Origin of the sequence: Streptomyces sp. NPDC127092 (genome assembly GCF_042722475.1) — a bacterium.
GTDB lineage: Bacteria > Actinomycetota > Actinomycetes > Streptomycetales > Streptomycetaceae > Streptomyces.
The window spans coordinates 1-14,836 of the sequence record NZ_JBHXFE010000047.1; the positions used below are offsets into that span (position 1 = coordinate 1).

10 protein-coding genes and 1 pseudogene are annotated in these 14,836 nt (G+C 73.2%); 9 read left to right on the top strand and 2 right to left on the bottom strand.

Annotated elements, in window-relative coordinates; genetic code table 11:
* The first annotated feature begins 227 nt into the window (after positions 1-227).
* From ACFWJO_RS30565 to ACFWJO_RS30580, 4 genes are all read left to right on the top strand, one after another.
* Positions 228-1,790, top strand: coding sequence for a sigma-70 family RNA polymerase sigma factor (locus tag ACFWJO_RS30565; protein ID WP_386870330.1), 1,563 nt, complete (start codon positions 228-230; stop codon positions 1,788-1,790).
* Positions 1,791-2,093: 303 nt separating this feature from the next.
* Entirely contained in the window at positions 2,094-4,469 is a 2,376-nt protein-coding gene (locus tag ACFWJO_RS30570; protein WP_386870332.1) for a non-reducing end alpha-L-arabinofuranosidase family hydrolase, read from the top strand.
* 40 nt (positions 4,470-4,509) lie between these two features.
* Positions 4,510-7,134, top strand: coding sequence for an RICIN domain-containing protein (locus tag ACFWJO_RS30575; protein ID WP_386870334.1), 2,625 nt, complete (start codon positions 4,510-4,512; stop codon positions 7,132-7,134).
* Positions 7,135-7,285: 151 nt separating this feature from the next.
* Positions 7,286-7,840 carry an SgcJ/EcaC family oxidoreductase gene (locus ACFWJO_RS30580; RefSeq protein ID WP_386870336.1) on the top strand — a complete coding sequence of 185 codons (555 nt, stop codon included), beginning with the start codon at positions 7,286-7,288 and terminating at the stop codon, positions 7,838-7,840.
* Here the strand turns inward: ACFWJO_RS30580 and ACFWJO_RS30585 are convergent.
* Positions 7,803-9,209 (bottom strand): ATP-binding protein, encoded by a 1,407-nt coding sequence (locus tag ACFWJO_RS30585; protein ID WP_386870338.1) that lies wholly within the window; start codon positions 9,207-9,209, stop codon positions 7,803-7,805. The two genes, ACFWJO_RS30580 and ACFWJO_RS30585, sit on opposite strands and share 38 nt — an antisense overlap.
* The gene (locus ACFWJO_RS30590) at positions 9,206-9,919 is read right to left on the bottom strand and encodes a response regulator transcription factor (RefSeq protein ID WP_386870340.1); all 714 of its coding nucleotides are present in this window, start codon (positions 9,917-9,919) and stop codon (positions 9,206-9,208) included. Before ACFWJO_RS30590 ends, ACFWJO_RS30585 begins: the two co-directional genes overlap by 4 nt.
* A gap of 78 nt (positions 9,920-9,997) precedes the next feature.
* Here ACFWJO_RS30590 and ACFWJO_RS30595 point away from each other — a divergent pair.
* From ACFWJO_RS30595 to ACFWJO_RS30615, 5 genes and pseudogenes are all read left to right on the top strand, one after another.
* Positions 9,998-10,114 (top strand): annotated as a pseudogene (locus ACFWJO_RS30595) (branched-chain amino acid ABC transporter); the annotation flags it as partial.
* A gap of 124 nt (positions 10,115-10,238) precedes the next feature.
* Complete coding sequence (locus ACFWJO_RS30600) at positions 10,239-10,628, top strand: molybdopterin-binding protein (protein WP_386870342.1); 390 nt, start codon at positions 10,239-10,241, stop codon at positions 10,626-10,628.
* A gap of 90 nt (positions 10,629-10,718) precedes the next feature.
* Complete coding sequence (modA, locus tag ACFWJO_RS30605; RefSeq protein WP_386870344.1) at positions 10,719-11,528, top strand: molybdate ABC transporter substrate-binding protein; 810 nt, start codon at positions 10,719-10,721, stop codon at positions 11,526-11,528.
* A 99-nt stretch (positions 11,529-11,627) separates the two neighbouring features.
* Positions 11,628-13,691, top strand: a complete 2,064-nt coding sequence (locus ACFWJO_RS30610) for an ABC transporter permease (protein ID WP_386870346.1) — start codon at positions 11,628-11,630, stop codon at positions 13,689-13,691.
* A gap of 216 nt (positions 13,692-13,907) precedes the next feature.
* On the top strand, positions 13,908-14,834 hold the full coding sequence (locus ACFWJO_RS30615) for an LLM class F420-dependent oxidoreductase (RefSeq protein WP_386870348.1): 927 nt from the start codon (positions 13,908-13,910) through the stop codon (positions 14,832-14,834).
* Positions 14,835-14,836: the final 2 nt, after the last annotated feature.

The following is a 14,836-nucleotide window of genomic DNA, read 5'->3' on the forward strand; positions in this document are numbered from 1 at the left end:
AAGTGGGGGGTGGGGTGGGGGGGGGGGGGGGGGGGAAAAAAAGGGGGGGGGGGGGGCGATAGAAGAAACACCCTTTTTGGGGGGGGGGTGGGGTGGGGCGGGGGGTTCCCCCCCCCCCGCACCGGCGTTCACCGCCCCTGCACCCAAGGCAGCGTGCTTTGGCCGCGGCCCATTGCCGACGCTAGGGTGTCCCGCCTTGGCGGATCGTTCCCCTGGAGAAGGTGGGTATGGGGCTCATCGATGCGGACCACGCGGAGCTGGTCGTCGCGGCGCGGGCCGGTGACGATCGGGCGCGCGAGGAGCTGATCGCCGCCTACCTGCCGTTGCTGTACAACATCGTCGGGCGAGCGCTGAGCGGACATGCCGACGTCGACGACGTCGTCCAGGAGACCCTGCTGCGCGTGGTGCGCGACCTGCCCGCGCTGCGCGCCCCGGAGAGTTTCCGGTCCTGGCTGGTGTCGATCACGCTCCGCCAGATCAACACCCACTGGCAGCGGCAGCACGCCCTCGCCGACCGGACCACGGTCATCGACGAGGCACGCCGGATACCGGACGCCGGCGCCGAGCCCGTGGACGTGACGATTCTGCGACTGCACGTGTCGGACGAGCGGCGCCGGGTCGTCGAAGCCGCCCGGTGGCTCGACCCGGACCACCGGGTGCTGCTGTCGCTGTGGTGGCAGGAGTGCGCCGGCCTGCTCAGCCGGGAGGACATGGCCGCCGCGACCGGGCTCACGGCCGCGCACCTCGGCGTGCGCCTCCAACGCATGCGCGAGCAGCTGGAAGCGTGCCGGACGATCGTCGCCGCGCTGGCGGCCGACCCGCGCTGTCCGCAGCTGGGGGAGACCGTCGCCGGCTGGGACGGTCACCGTGCGTCGGTGTGGCGCAAGCGGATCGCGCGGCACACCCGTGACTGCCCGGTCTGCACGGCGGCGTCGGTCGAACGGGTTCCGGCCGAACTCCTGCCGCTCGGTCTCCCGGCGCTGGCCGTTCCGGCCGGACTCGTCGCCGCGCTGGCCGCCAAGGGCTTGCTGTCCGGCACGGCGGCGAGCGCCGCCGGCCTGGCCGCGGCCCCCGTCGCCGCCGGCACGGCGACGGGCGGAGGCGGTCTGCACGGCGCTCTGATCGGCAAACTCCAGACGGTGACCGCTCATCCGCTGGTGAGCCTCGCGACCGGCGCGGTGCTCATCGCCGGGACCGCCATGTACGCGACCTGGCCCGAACCGGCGCCTCGCGTGCCCGGCGCCACCGCCGCTCCCACGGCCGGCACTCCCACGCCCCTTCCCTCGCGCACCACCACCTCGGCCGGACCGTCCGCAGCGAGTCCGTCCCCGGTGAGCCCGCCCTCGGCCGGCCCGTCCGCCGTCGCGGGCACCGTTCCGCTGGGCGCACAGTCGCTGGAGTCCGTGGACAGTCCCGGCCTGTTCGTCACGTACACGGGCGACTTCGCGGCGCTCGGCAGCGCGCAGGATCGTCAGCGGGTCACCTTCACGGTCGTCGGGGGACTGGCCGACACGCGGTGCGTCACCTTCCGCGCCGCGGACGGCCGGTACCTTCGCCACCACTACCTCCGGCTGCGGCTGAGCACCGACGACGGCAGCGCGCTGTTCCGTGAAGACGCCACCTTCTGTCCCCGTCCCGGGGCGGTCGCCGGGTCCGTGACGCTGCACGCGCACAACTATCCGGGATCGGTCCTCCGCCACCGCGACGGCGGCATCTGGCTCGACGGCTCCGACGGTACGCGCGCCTTCGCCGGCCAGGCTTCCTTCATCGTGCGCGGCCCCGGGGCCTGAGCACCGCTCCTCGGGCGGTACCGACCGAGCCGCACTGTCGGGCCACGGCGTCCGGCATAACGCTTTTCGCCTGCGAGATGCATCACCGGGCAATCCCGCGGGCGGCGCGACTTTTCTGTTACGGGACCGCGTGCCCGGAAGCCTCCACTTCAGGGGTGTCCTCCCCGCCCGCCCGTCATGACGTGCCGGCGCGGCAGGGTCACGGCTTCCCCCACTGACGTATCCCCTGAAGAAAGCCCCTCACATGACGCAGCACACCCACGAACTCCGGGCGACCGGCACGCAGGGCCCCCGAGGAGAATCGTGAAGGGCCTGCACCGGCTCCGCCGGCGACGCCGGACCTGGGCGATCGGACTGTCGGCCACGGCGCTGGTGGCCGGTGTCGTGACGCTCCTCCCCAGCTCCGCCGGAGCCGCGGGCCTGGGTGCCCAGGCCGCCCCCTCGGGCAGGTACTTCGGCACGGCCGTGGCCGCCGGCAGGCTCGGTGACTCCGCGTACACCGCGATCGCGGACCGGGAGTTCACCATGGTCACCCCGGAGAACGAGATGAAGTGGGACGCCGTCGAACCGTCCCGCGGCCGTTTCACCTTCGGCCCCGCCGACCGGATCGTCGACCGCGCCCTGGCACGCGGCCAGCGCCTGCGCGGCCACACCACGGTCTGGCACTCGCAGCTCCCCTCCTGGGTCGGCTCCATCCGCGACGCGAGCACGCTGCGCGAGGTGATGAACCATCACATCACCACCCAGATGACCCACTACAAGGGCAAGATCTACGCCTGGGACGTGGTCAACGAGGCGTTCGCGGACGGCGGCAGCGGCCGGCTCCGCGACTCGGTCTTCCAGAAGGTGCTCGGCAACGGCTTCGTCGAGGAGGCGTTCCGCACCGCCCGCGCGGCCGATCCCTCGGCCAAGCTCTGCTACAACGACTACAACATCGAGAACTGGTCGGACGCCAAGACCCAGGGCGTCTACCGCATGGTCAAGGACTTCACGACCCGCGGCGTGCCCATCGACTGCGTCGGGTTCCAGAGCCACTTCGGGGCGGGCGGCCCGCCGGCGAGCTTCACGACCACCCTGGCCGCCTTCGCCGCCCTGGGCGTCGACGTCCAGATCACCGAGCTGGACATCGCCCAGGCATCACCCACCCACTACGCGAACGCGGTCAACGCCTGCCTGTCCGTGGCCCGGTGCACCGGCATCACGGTGTGGGGCGTCCGTGACAGCGACTCCTGGCGCAGCGGCGAGAGCCCGCTGCTGTTCGACGGCGGCGGCAGGCCCAAGCCCGCGTACACCGCCGTCACGAACGCTCTCAAGGCCGCCTCCGGTACCACCCCGGGCAAGCCGGCCGGCGGTGCGGGGGAGATCAAGGGCGTCGCCTCCGGCCGCTGTCTCGGCGTCCCAGGCCCCGTCAACGGCTCCGCCAACGGCGCCCGGGCCCACCTGTGGGACTGCGGGGGACAGGCCAGCCGGCGCTGGACCCACACCGCCGCCAGGCAGCTGAAGACGGGCGGCGACAAGTGCCTGGACGCCAAGGGCAAGGGCACCACCAACGGCACCCCGGTGATCGTCTGGGACTGCAACGGCGGCGCCAACCAGCAGTGGAACATCAACACCGACGGCTCGATCACCGGCGTCCAGTCCGGGCTGTGCCTCGACGCCGTCGGCGCCGCCACCGCGAACGGCACCACGATCCAGCTGTACGCCTGCGCGCCCGTCGCCAACCAGAAGTGGACCTGGACCGCCCCGTCCCCGACGGGCGGCGGCACGTGCGATCTCCCGGCGACGTACAGGTGGAGCTCGACGGGTCCCCTCGCACAGCCGTCGAACGGATGGGCCGCGGTGAAGGACTTCACCCACGCCGTGCACGACGGCAAGCACCTCGTCTACGCGTCGAGCGCGTCGGGCACCTCGTACGGCTCGATGGCGTTCCGACCCTTCACCAACTGGTCGGACATGGCGTCGGCCGGCCAGATCCGGATGAGCCAGAACGCGGTGGCGCCCACCCTGTTCTACTTCGCACCCAAGAAGATCTGGGTCCTCGCCTACCAGTGGGGTGCCTCGCCCTTCAGCTACCGCACGTCGAGCGACCCCGCCGACCCCGACGGCTGGTCCGCGCCGCGGCCGCTGTTCACCGGCAGCATCCCCCGCACCGAATCCGGCACCGGCCCGATCGACCAGACCCTGATCGCCGACGAGAAGAACATGTACCTGTTCTTCGCCGGAGACAACGGAAAGATCTACCGGGCGAGCATGCCGATCGGGAACTTCCCCGGCAGCTTCGGCTCGTCGTACACGACGGTCATGAGCGACACGGCGAAGAACCTCTTCGAGGCGCCGCAGGTCTACAAGGTCCAGGGCCGGAACCAGTACCTCATGATCGTCGAGGCCCGGGGCGCGAACGAGCGGCGCTACTTCCGCTCGTTCACGGCCTCCAGCCTGAGCGGTGCGTGGACCCCGCAGGCCGGCAGCGAGAGCAGCCCCTTCGCGGGCAAGGCCAACAGCGGCGCCACCTGGACCGACGACATCAGCCACGGTGACCTGATCCGCACCAACCCCGACCAGACCATGACCATCGACCCCTGCGATCTGCGGTTCCTGTACCAGGGCAAGTCCCCCACCGCGGGCGGACCCTACGACCGGCTGCCGTACCGGCCGGGCGTCCTCACCCTGCAGCGCTGACCTGCCCGATCCACCGTCGTACAAGGAGAAACACCCCCCCATGAACAACCCCACCAACGCCGGGCGCCGCGGACGTCACCGCCGCCGCGGGACCGCCACCGCCCTGCTGCTCGGTGTGCCCGCCACCGTCGTGCCGTACCTCCTGTTCGTGCAGGACGACTCGCAGGCCGCGACGGTCGACGTCAGCGCCTACTACAAGCTGGTCTCGGTGCGCAGCGGCAAGGTGCTGGACGTCAACGCCTTCTCCACCGCCGACGGCACCCGCATCCAGCAGTGGACCGACCAGAACACCGCCAACCAGCAGTGGCGGCTGAGGTCCACCGGCGACGGCTATTACGAGCTGGTGAACCGCAACAGCGGCAAAGTGCTCGGCATAGCGGGCGATTCGACCGCGCGGGCGGCTGCCGCCGAGCAGCAGACCGACAGCTCCTCCGCCTCCCAGGAATGGCGGATCGACGCGGTGAGCGGTTCCGACGCCGTCACCTTCACCTCCCGCAGGAGCGGCCAGGTCCTGGACGTCTCCGGAGGCTCCACCGCGGACGGCGCGGCGGTCATCCAGTACGGCGGCCACGGCAGCACCAACCAGCAGTGGAAGCTGGTGAGGACGGCCGAGGCCCCGGCCACCGGGACCGGACCGTACGTCTGGAAGAACGCCCAGGTCGTGGGCGGGGGTTACGTCACCGGGCTGGTGTTCAACCCCCGGGAGAGGGGGCTGCTGTACGCGCGCACCGACATGGGCGGCGCCTACCGCTGGGACGCCGCGGCCGAGCAGTGGATCCCGCTGACCGACTGGATCGGCGAGAAGGACTGGAACCTGCTGGGCATCGACGCGCTGGCCACGGACCCCGTCGACCCCGACCGGCTCTACCTCGCGACCGGCACCTACACCAACGAGTGGGCCGGCAACGGCGCGATCCTGCGCTCCACCGACCGTGGCCGCACCTTCCAGCGCACCGATCTGCCGTTCAAGCTGGGCGGCAACGAGGACGGCCGCGGCGCCGGCGAACGCCTGGCGATCGACCCCTCGGACAACCGCACCCTGCTGCTGGGCACCCGCAAGAACGGCCTGTGGCGCAGCACCGACAGCGGTGCGACGTGGCGGCAGGTCTCCTCGTTCCCCGTCAAGGACGGTGCGGGCAGCGGCGCGGGCGTCTCCTTCGTGACGTACGGCCCGGCCGGCAGCAGGACGGTCTACGTCGGCGTCGCCGACAGGTCCACCTCCCTCTACCGCTCCACCGACGGCGGCAGCACCTGGCAGGCCGTCCCCGGGCAGCCCACGGGCCAGTTGCCCCAGCACGGAGTGCTCTCCGGTGACGGCTCGCTGTACCTGACGTACACCGACGCCCTCGGACCCAACGGCGTGACGGCGGGCTCGGTATGGAAGTACGCACCGGCCGCCGGGACATGGAAGAACGTGTCCCCGTCGCAGGGCGGCTACGGGTTCTCCGGCCTGGCCGTCGACCCGCGCAAACCGTCCACGGTGATGGTCACCACCCTCGACCGCTGGTGGCCCGAGGACGAGATCTACCGCACCACCGACGGCGGCACGACCTGGAAGGCACTGGCGGACACGTCGGTACGGGACGCCTCCGCCGCCCCGTACGTCGGCACCCACACCGGGCACTGGATGACCGCCCTGGCCATCGACCCCTTCGACTCCGGGCACGTGCTGTACGGCACCGGCAACGGCATCTGGCGCAGCAAGGACGCCCACGCCACCGACACCGGCGGCACCAGCCACTGGACCGTGGGGGCGCGGGGCCTGGAGGAGACCGCGCTGATGGACGCGATCGCCCCGCCCGGCGGTGCCGCTGTCGTCACCGCCATGGGCGACCAGGGAGGTTTCCGCCACGACGACCTGAACAAGGTCCCGGCCGGGCGGCTGAGCAATCCGGTGATGACCAACAGCACGGACATCGACTTCGCCCAGTCCGCGCCCTCGATGATGGTCCGCGTCGGCCACGGCGGCGCGCAGGACGGCGCCTACTCCACCGACGGCGGCATCAGCTGGAACGGCTTCAGGGCCGAGCCGGTGGCCGGTGCCGGGGACGGCCGCGTCGCCCTCGCGGCCGACGGCTCGGCCATCGTCTGGACCCAGGCCGGCCAGGTCCCGTACCGGTCGACCGACAAGGGTGCCAGCTGGTCGAGGGTCGGCGGACTGGGCACCGACGCCGTCGTCGTCGCCGACCGCTCCTCGGCCGGGACCTTCTACTCACTGGCCGGCGGCACGCTCCACGCCAGCACCGACGGCGGGGCGACCTTCACCGCCCGGGCGACCGGCCTGCCCGCCGGCCGGCTCACGGCCGTCCCCGGCGTCGCCGGAGACCTGTGGATCGCCGGCGGCGGCCAGGGGCTGCTGCACTCCACCGACGGCGGCCGCACCTTCACCGCCCTCACCACGGTGCGGTCGGCCTCCGCCCTCGGCTTCGGCAAGGCCGCACCCGGCGCCTCCTACCAGGCCCTGTACCTGATCGGCACCGTCAAGGACGTCACCGGCGTCTTCCGCTCCACCGACAAGGGCGCCACCTGGCTCCGCGTCAACGACGACGCCCACCAGTGGGGCAGCATCGGCGGCGTCGGCGTCATCACGGGCGACCCGGACACGTACGGCCGCGTCTATGTCGGCACCAACGGCCGCGGCCTCCAGTACGGCGACCCGTCCTGACCCCCACGCCGAGAGGGTTCCGCGACTTGGGCGGATCCTGTCCCTCTCTTGTACGGGCCTTGGACGACGGCTAACCGGCGGACCGGGACAGTGGGTCCACTCCCTCGTTCGACGGGAGTGGACCCATGTTCCCCTACGTCAGGGATGTGTGATGAAGCGTCGGATATCCGCACGGACCGTTCTCGGCACCGCTGCCACCACTGTCACCGCGCTGGTCGTCGCCGGTACCGTCACGGCCGGTGTCGGTGTCGCCTCGGCGGAGCACCGGGACGCGCGGCCCGCGTACGGTGCCGGGCCGGTGGCGCAGGGGCGGGAGGCGGCAGAGAAGGAGGTCGCCGCCCTGTTCGACGGCTGGAACGCCGCCCTGATGACGGGTGACGCGGAGAAGGTGGCCGACCGGTACGCCGCCGGAGCGGTGCTGCTGCCGACCGCCTCGCCCCGGATCCGTACCGACCGCGCCGGGATCGTCGACTACTTCGAGCACTTCCTGCAGAAGAAGCCGAGGGGCGAGAAGATCCGCTCGGTGATCACCATCCTGGACCGGGACTCGGCGATCGACGCCGGTCTGTACGCGTTCCACCTCACCGACCCGAAGACCGGTGAGAGGACGCGGCTCGAGGCCCGCTACACGTACGCGTACGAGAAGCGCGGCGGCAAGTGGCTCATCGTCAACCACCACTCCTCTGTGCTGCCGGCCGGGAGCTGAGCCGCAGCGCGATCCGCACGCACAGTCCGCCGCCCGGGGCGTCCCGCAGGGTCACGGTGCCGCCGTCGTCGGTCACCAGCTGCTTGACGATGGAGAGGCCGAGGCCGGAGCCCGAGCGGCCGGTCAGGCCCTGGCCGCGCCAGAAGCGGTCGAAGGCGCGGGCCCGCTCCGCGGCGGACATGCCCGGGCCCTGGTCGAGGATCTCCAGGGCCACCTCGTCGGGGTGGACCTCGGCGCGCACGGTGATCGTCCCTCCGTCCGGGGAGACCTCCAGGGCGTTGGAGAGGACGTTGTCCAGGACCTGGTCGAGGTTGCCGGGGCGGGACAGCACCCGCGGCCGGTCGTCGAACTCTCCCGAGAGCACGATCGTCACCCCGCGCTCGTCGGCGGCCGGCCGCCACACCGCGAGCCGTTCCTCCACCGTCTGCCGCAGCGGGGCCGGCTCGGCGGCCGCGACCTTGGCCTCGGCCCGGGCCAGCACCAGCAGGCCGTCGACGAGGCGGCTCATCCGCACCACCTCGGCGGTGGCCAGCTCCACGTCCTCGTGGACGAACTCGTCGTCGACGCCGTCCGCGATGTTGTCCAGGGACAGCCGCAGCGCGGTCAGCGGGGTGCGGAGCTGGTGCGAGGCGTCGGCGACGAAGATGCGCTGGGCGGCGACGAGCGTGTCGAGCCGCTCGGCGCCCTGGTTGAGGGTGCGGGCCAGCGTCTGCGTCTCCGGCGGTCCGGTGACCGGTGACCGCGCGGTCAGGTCGCCGTCGCCGAACCGGGCCGCCATGGCGTTGAGTTCGCGCAGCGGCCGGGTCAGCCGACGGGCCGCGAGGGCGCCGAGGCCGGCCGCCACGGCCAGGACCGCGACGGCGAGGATCGCGCGGAAGCCCCAGATGGTCCAGAGCCGTTCGGTCAGCTCGGAGGTCCGGTAGGTGATGCGGACGGCGCCCACGACCTCGCCCGCCCCGGCGCGGGAGCGCGCGGGCTCGGTGACCGTCAGCCGCGGCCCCCAGACGAAGTTCGCCCCCCAGTCCACGGTCGGCTTCCCCTCGTCCAGCGCGCGGGCGAGGGCGGCGTCGTACGGCTGGCCCGCCCGGGCCGGCAGCGGCAGCGTGCCGACGGCGTCGCCCTCGGCGGTGATCGCCTCGACGGCGCCGGGCGTGGCGCTGCCGTACGCGTCGGCCATCTCGACCAGCGCCGCCCGCGAGGCGGGAGCGGGGTCCGCGAGCAGCCGGGCCATGGTGGCGGCCTCCCGGCTCACGGACAGCTCGGTGTCCCCCCGCAGCTGGTCGGTGAGGGTGAAGGCGACCGGCACGGTGAAGGCGGCGACGGCGACGGCGACCAGCAGCACGTAACTGACGATCAGCTGCCGGATCACGACGGGGCCCCGGCCCGGCCCTCGGTGCCGGCGCCGCCCTCGACGACGACCAGGCGGAAGCCGACGCCGCGCACCGCCTCGACGGCGATCGCGCCCGCGAGCTTGCGGCGCAGCGCGGCCACGTGGACGTCCAGTGTCTTCGTCGGGCCGAACCAGTTGGCGTCCCAGACCGCTTCCATGATCTGCTCGCGCGACATCAGCGCGCCCGGCTCCTCGGTGAGGAAGGCGAGCAGGTCGTACTCCTTCGGCGTGAGCGCCACCTCGGCGCCGTCCAGGTGCACCCGGGCCGCCTTGCGGTCGACGGTCAGCCGGGACCCGTAACGGTCCGGGCCGGCGGCCTCGGGCGGGGTCACGGGGCGTACCCGGCGCATCACCGCCCTGATGCGGGCGACCACCTCGCGTACGCCGAAGGGCTTGGACACGTAGTCGTCGGCGCCCAGTTCGAGTCCGACGACCCGGTCGGTCTCGTCGCTGCGGGCGCTGATCACGATGATCGGAACGCCGTCGCCGCGGCCGTGCAGGGCGCGGCAGACGTCGAGCCCGTCGGTGTCCGGCAGCCCGAGGTCCAGCAAGACCAGGTCGTACGTGCTGTCCGCGGCCAGCGCCGCGTGCCCCGTCGCGACCCATTCGACCTGGAACCCGAAGCGGACCAGACCGCGTCGCAGCGACCGGGCCACCGACTCGTCGTCTTCCACCAGAAGTATGCGCACGGGACGCACCCTAGAGGGACCTGTTCAGGTGATGGACCTGATGGTCTTCATCGTGAGACGGGACGTGAAGCGCAGGACCTCAGCACGCGCATGCCGGCCGGCGTCATGATCATCCTGGTCGTGTACTGCCTCCGCGACCTGTCCCTCACCGAGTCGCGCTCCCTGGCGCCGCTCGCGGCACTGGCCGGCACCCTCCTCGGCTGAGCGGAGCCCGGAGGGCACGCGCTCTCGTCGGTTCCTACGGCGCACCTCGCATTCGCGATGGAGGGTCCCACGACGTTGTTGCAGATGAGCGAGATGTGCGCCTACGGTGTCGCATATGCAGTCCTACACCATCGGGCAGGCCGCTCGTCTGCTGGGCGTCAGCCCGGACACGGCACGGCGCTGGGCCGACGCGGGACGGGTCGCGACCCACCGCGACGAGAGCGGGCGGCGCGTCATCGACGGGAAGTCGCTGGCGGCGTTCTCCGTGGAGCTCGCGCAGGGCGAGGACGACGACGTGCCGTACACGTCGGCGCGCAACGCGTTCCCGGGCATCGTCACCGCGATCAAGCTCGGCGACGTCGCCGCCCAGGTCACGATCCAGGCCGGGCCCCACCGCCTGGTCTCCCTCCTCACCCGGGAGGCCGTGGAGGAGCTGGGACTGGAAGTCGGCATGCAGGCCACCGCCCGCGTGAAGTCGACCAGCGTGCACATCGACCGCACCTGAGACCTGACCCTCACGCAGTTACGAGACACCTCGGCCGTCGGCGCGACCGGCCCTTCCCGCAGCTTCCACCTCCGAGGAGTTCCGACCTCCATGTCCCTCACCCCGACCGGACGCCGTACCGCTTCCGCCGTCCTCACCGCCGCCCTGCTCGTACCGCTCGCCGCCTGCGGCAACGACGACCCGAAGCAGGACACCGGCGGCTCCACGGCCTCCGGCACCGCGAACGGCGCCCCCGCCGCGCACCTCACCGTGCTCGCCGCCGCGTCCCTCACCGACGTGTTCAGGACGGCCGGCGCCGCCTACGAGAAGTCCCACCCGGGCACGAGGATCACCTTCTCCTTCGCCGGCTCGCAGGAGCTCGTCGCCCAGGTCTCGCAGGGTTCGCCCGCAGACGTCCTGGTCACCGCCGACACCAAGAGCATGGACAAGGTGAAGGCCGACACCGGCACCCCCGCGATCATCGCGAAGAACCGGCTGGTCATCGCCACCGGCAAGGGCAACCCGCACAAGGTCGACGAGCTGAAGGACCTCGCGGACACCAAGCTGAAGGTCGTCCTGGCCGCGCCCGAGGTGCCCGCGGGCAAGTACAGCGCGAAGATCCTCGACGCCCAGAAGATCACCGTGAAGCCGGTCTCCCAGGAGCCCAACGTCCGCGCGGTGCTCAGCAAGGTCGAGCTCGGCGAGGCCGACGCCGGACTCGTCTACAAGACGGACGCCGAGAGCGCCGAGGACAAGGTCGACGCCGTCGAGATCCCCGACGCCCAGAACGCCATCGCCCAGTACCCGGCCGCCACGCTCAAGGACTCGAAGCACGCCGAGGCCGCCGCCGCGTTCGTCGCCTGGCTGTCCTCGCCCGAGGGCCGGAAGATCCTCCAGGACGCGGGCTTCCAGAAGCCGTGACCGACGGGATCCCCGATCCCTCCTCCTCGTGAGGGGCTGTCCGCATCGGGGGGTCGGACAGCCCCTCCGTCTCACGCCCTCACCTCCCCGGGACCACCGATGAAACGAGCAGCCACCCGCGTCGACGCACGCCGCACCGGGAACCGTCGGCCGCCCCTCGCGCTCGTGCTGCCCGCGCTGCTGGCCGTGGCGTTCCTGGCGCTCCCCCTGGTCGGGATCCTGGCGCGGACCGAGTGGGGCGAGCTCGGCGACCACCTGACGTCGCCGGGCACGGTCGAGGCGCTGAAACTGTCGCTCCTCGTCTCCTTCTGGGCGCTCGGCCTCTCCCTGCTGCTCGGCGTCCCGCTGGCGTGGCTGCTGGCCCGGGTGCCGTTCCCCGGCAAGGCGTTCGTGCGCTCGCTCGTCCTGCTGCCCATGGTCCTGCCGCCCACCGTCGGCGGCGTCGCCCTCCTGCTCGCCTTCGGCCGGCGCGGACTCCTCGGCCCCTGGCTGGAGAGCACCTTCGGCATCACCCTGCCGTTCCACACCTCCGGCGCCGTCGTCGCCGCCACCTTCGTCGCCATGCCCTTCCTCGTGATCAGCCTGGAAGGCGCCCTCGGCGGACTCCGGCCGCGGTACGAGGAGACGGCGGCCTCCCTCGGCGCCTCACCCGTCAGGGTCTTCTTCACCGTCACCCTGCCCATGGTGGTGCCCGGGGTCGTCGCGGGCGCGGCGCTCACCTGGGCACGGGCGCTGGGCGAGTTCGGCGCCACGATCACCTTCGCCGGCAATCTCCCCGGCACCACGCAGACGCTGCCGCTCCAGGTGTACCTGCTGCTCCAGGACGAACCGGAGGCCGCCACCTCCGTCTCCCTCCTGCTCCTCGCCATCGCCATGGGCGTCCTCGTCGCCCTGCGCGGCCGGTGGACCGGGACTCCCGCGGACCGCACGCGACGTGCCGTCCCCGAGCCGGGACCGGACACGGCCGCCCCGGGCACGCCCGTCGCCGGCACGGCCGGCACCGCCGGGCCCGATGCGGCCGTCCCCGGCCCGGCCGCCGCCGGTGAGGCCGTCCCTGGCCCGGCGGTCCCGGTCCCGGTCGTCGCCGGCGCGCCCCACGCCGCGGACCCGTCGGCCCCCGGTGCCGGCCGATGGGCGCTGCGCGCCCGGGTCACCGGCTTCACCCGGCTCACCCTGGACGCCGACCCCGGCACCACCATCGCCGTGGTGGGCCCCAACGGCGCCGGGAAGACCACCCTGCTCCGGGCCCTCCTCGGCCTCACGCACCGCGCTCACGCGGAACTCACCGTCGGCGGCACCGACGTCACCGGCCTGCCCCCGCACCGCCGTCGGGTCGCCTGGGTGCCGCAGGACGGCGCCCTCTTCCCGCACATGACGGCCCTCGCCAACACCGCCTACGGGCTGCGCGCCCAGGGCGTCCCGCGTGCCGAGGCCCGCCGCGAGGCCCAGACCTGGCTCGACCGCCTCGGGGTCGGCCACCTGGGTCACCGGAAGCCGACGCAGCTCTCCGGCGGCCAGGCCCAGCGCGTCGCCCTCGCCCGGGCGCTCGCCGCCCGGCCCCGGCTGCTGGTCCTCGACGAGCCGCTCGCCGCGCTCGACCAGACGACCCGCGCCCACGTCCGGCACACCCTGCGGAGCCACCTGGCCGGCTTCGGCGGCGTCTGCCTGATCGTCACCCACGACCCGGTGGAGGCGGTGTCGCTCGCCGACCGCGTCCTCGTGCTCGACGGGGGCCGTGCGCTCCAGGACGCCGCCCCGGCCGAGGTCACCCGCCACCCCCGCTCGCCGTGGGTGGCCCGGATGCTCGGCCGCAACGCGTGGCCCGGCACCGCCACTCCCGACGGCCTCGCCCTCGACGGCGGCGGCACCCTCGTCGCGGCCGAACCGCCACCGCCCGGCACCCCCGCGCTGGCGATCGTCGCGCCCGAGGCGGTGTCCGTGCACCGTGACAGGCCCGCCGGCAGTCCCCGTAACGTCTGGGCCGGCACCGTACGCGAGATCACCACCAGCGGCAGCCGGCTGCGGGTCCTGATCACCTCCGACCTGGCCCCCGACCTGGTCGCCGAGATCACCCCGCAGGCCGCCGCCGAACTCGGCCTGGCCGACGGGGTGTCCGTCTGGACGAGCGTCAAGGCGACCGAGACCACGATCGTCGCGCTCTGACGGCGGCGACGGGGACGACGGGGGCGACGGGGACGACGGGGACGAGGACCGTCCCCCGGCCGACCCGGCCCGCCGGTCCGAAGGGCCCCGCGCGCCGGTCGAGGTGTCCGGCACGGGTGACGGCGGACGCCGGGAGACCGAGCGGGCCTCCGGCGCCTCCCCGTCCAGTCGTGTGGAGCGGGAATTCCGTTGCTGCGGGCGCCTGTTGTCGCCTGCATGACCCTCGGAGTAACGCTCAGCTCGACCTCCCGGCAGCTCCCCGTCGACAGCACCGTGGCGCTCGCGCGGGAGGCGCGGGACGCCGGACTGCACTCGGCGTGGTTCGGCCAGACCTTCGCGTACGACTCGCCGTCGCTGGCCGCGATCGTCGGGCGCGAAGTTCCCGGCCTGCACGTGGGGACGGCCGCGATCCCGATCTTCGGCCGGCATCCGCTGCTCGTCTCCAGCCAGGCCCAGACGGCCCAGGCGGCCACCGGCGGCCGCTACCACCTCGGGCTCGCCCTCGGCACCAAGCACCTCACCGAGACCGGGTTCGGCCTTCCGTACGAGCGGCCCGTCAAGCTGCTCCGCGAATTCCTCACCGCCCTGCGGCCCCTCCTCGAAACGGGCGAGGCCGACTTCCACGGAGAGCTGCTCACGGCGACGACGCCGTACTCGGCGGCGGTGCCGGGGGCCCGGCCCCCGGTGCCGGTGCTGGTCGCCGCGATGGGGCCGCAGACGCTGCGCGTCAGCGGTGAACTCGCCGACGGGATCCTGCCGTTCCTGGCCGGGCCGCGCGCCCTCGCCGAGCACGTCGTCCCGGCCGTGACCGCCGCGGCGGAAGCGGCGGGCCGCCCCGCGCCCCGGATCGTCGCGCTCGTCCCCGGCGCGGTCACGTCCGACGCCGAGGGCGTGCGGCGGCGCGCGGCCGAGGCGCTCGCGCTCTACGAGCGGGTGCCCTCGTACCAGCGCGTCATCGAGCTCTCCGGCGTCGAGCGGGCCGCCGACCTGGCCGTCCTGGGCGACGAGGAGACCGTCGCCGCCGAGGTGCGGCGCTATCGCGAGGCGGGGGCGACCGAGGTCGTGTTCACGGCGACGGACCTGAGCGGCGAGGACGACCGGCGCCGCACCTGGAAGCTGCTCGGCGAGCTGTCGGCGGGCTGAGC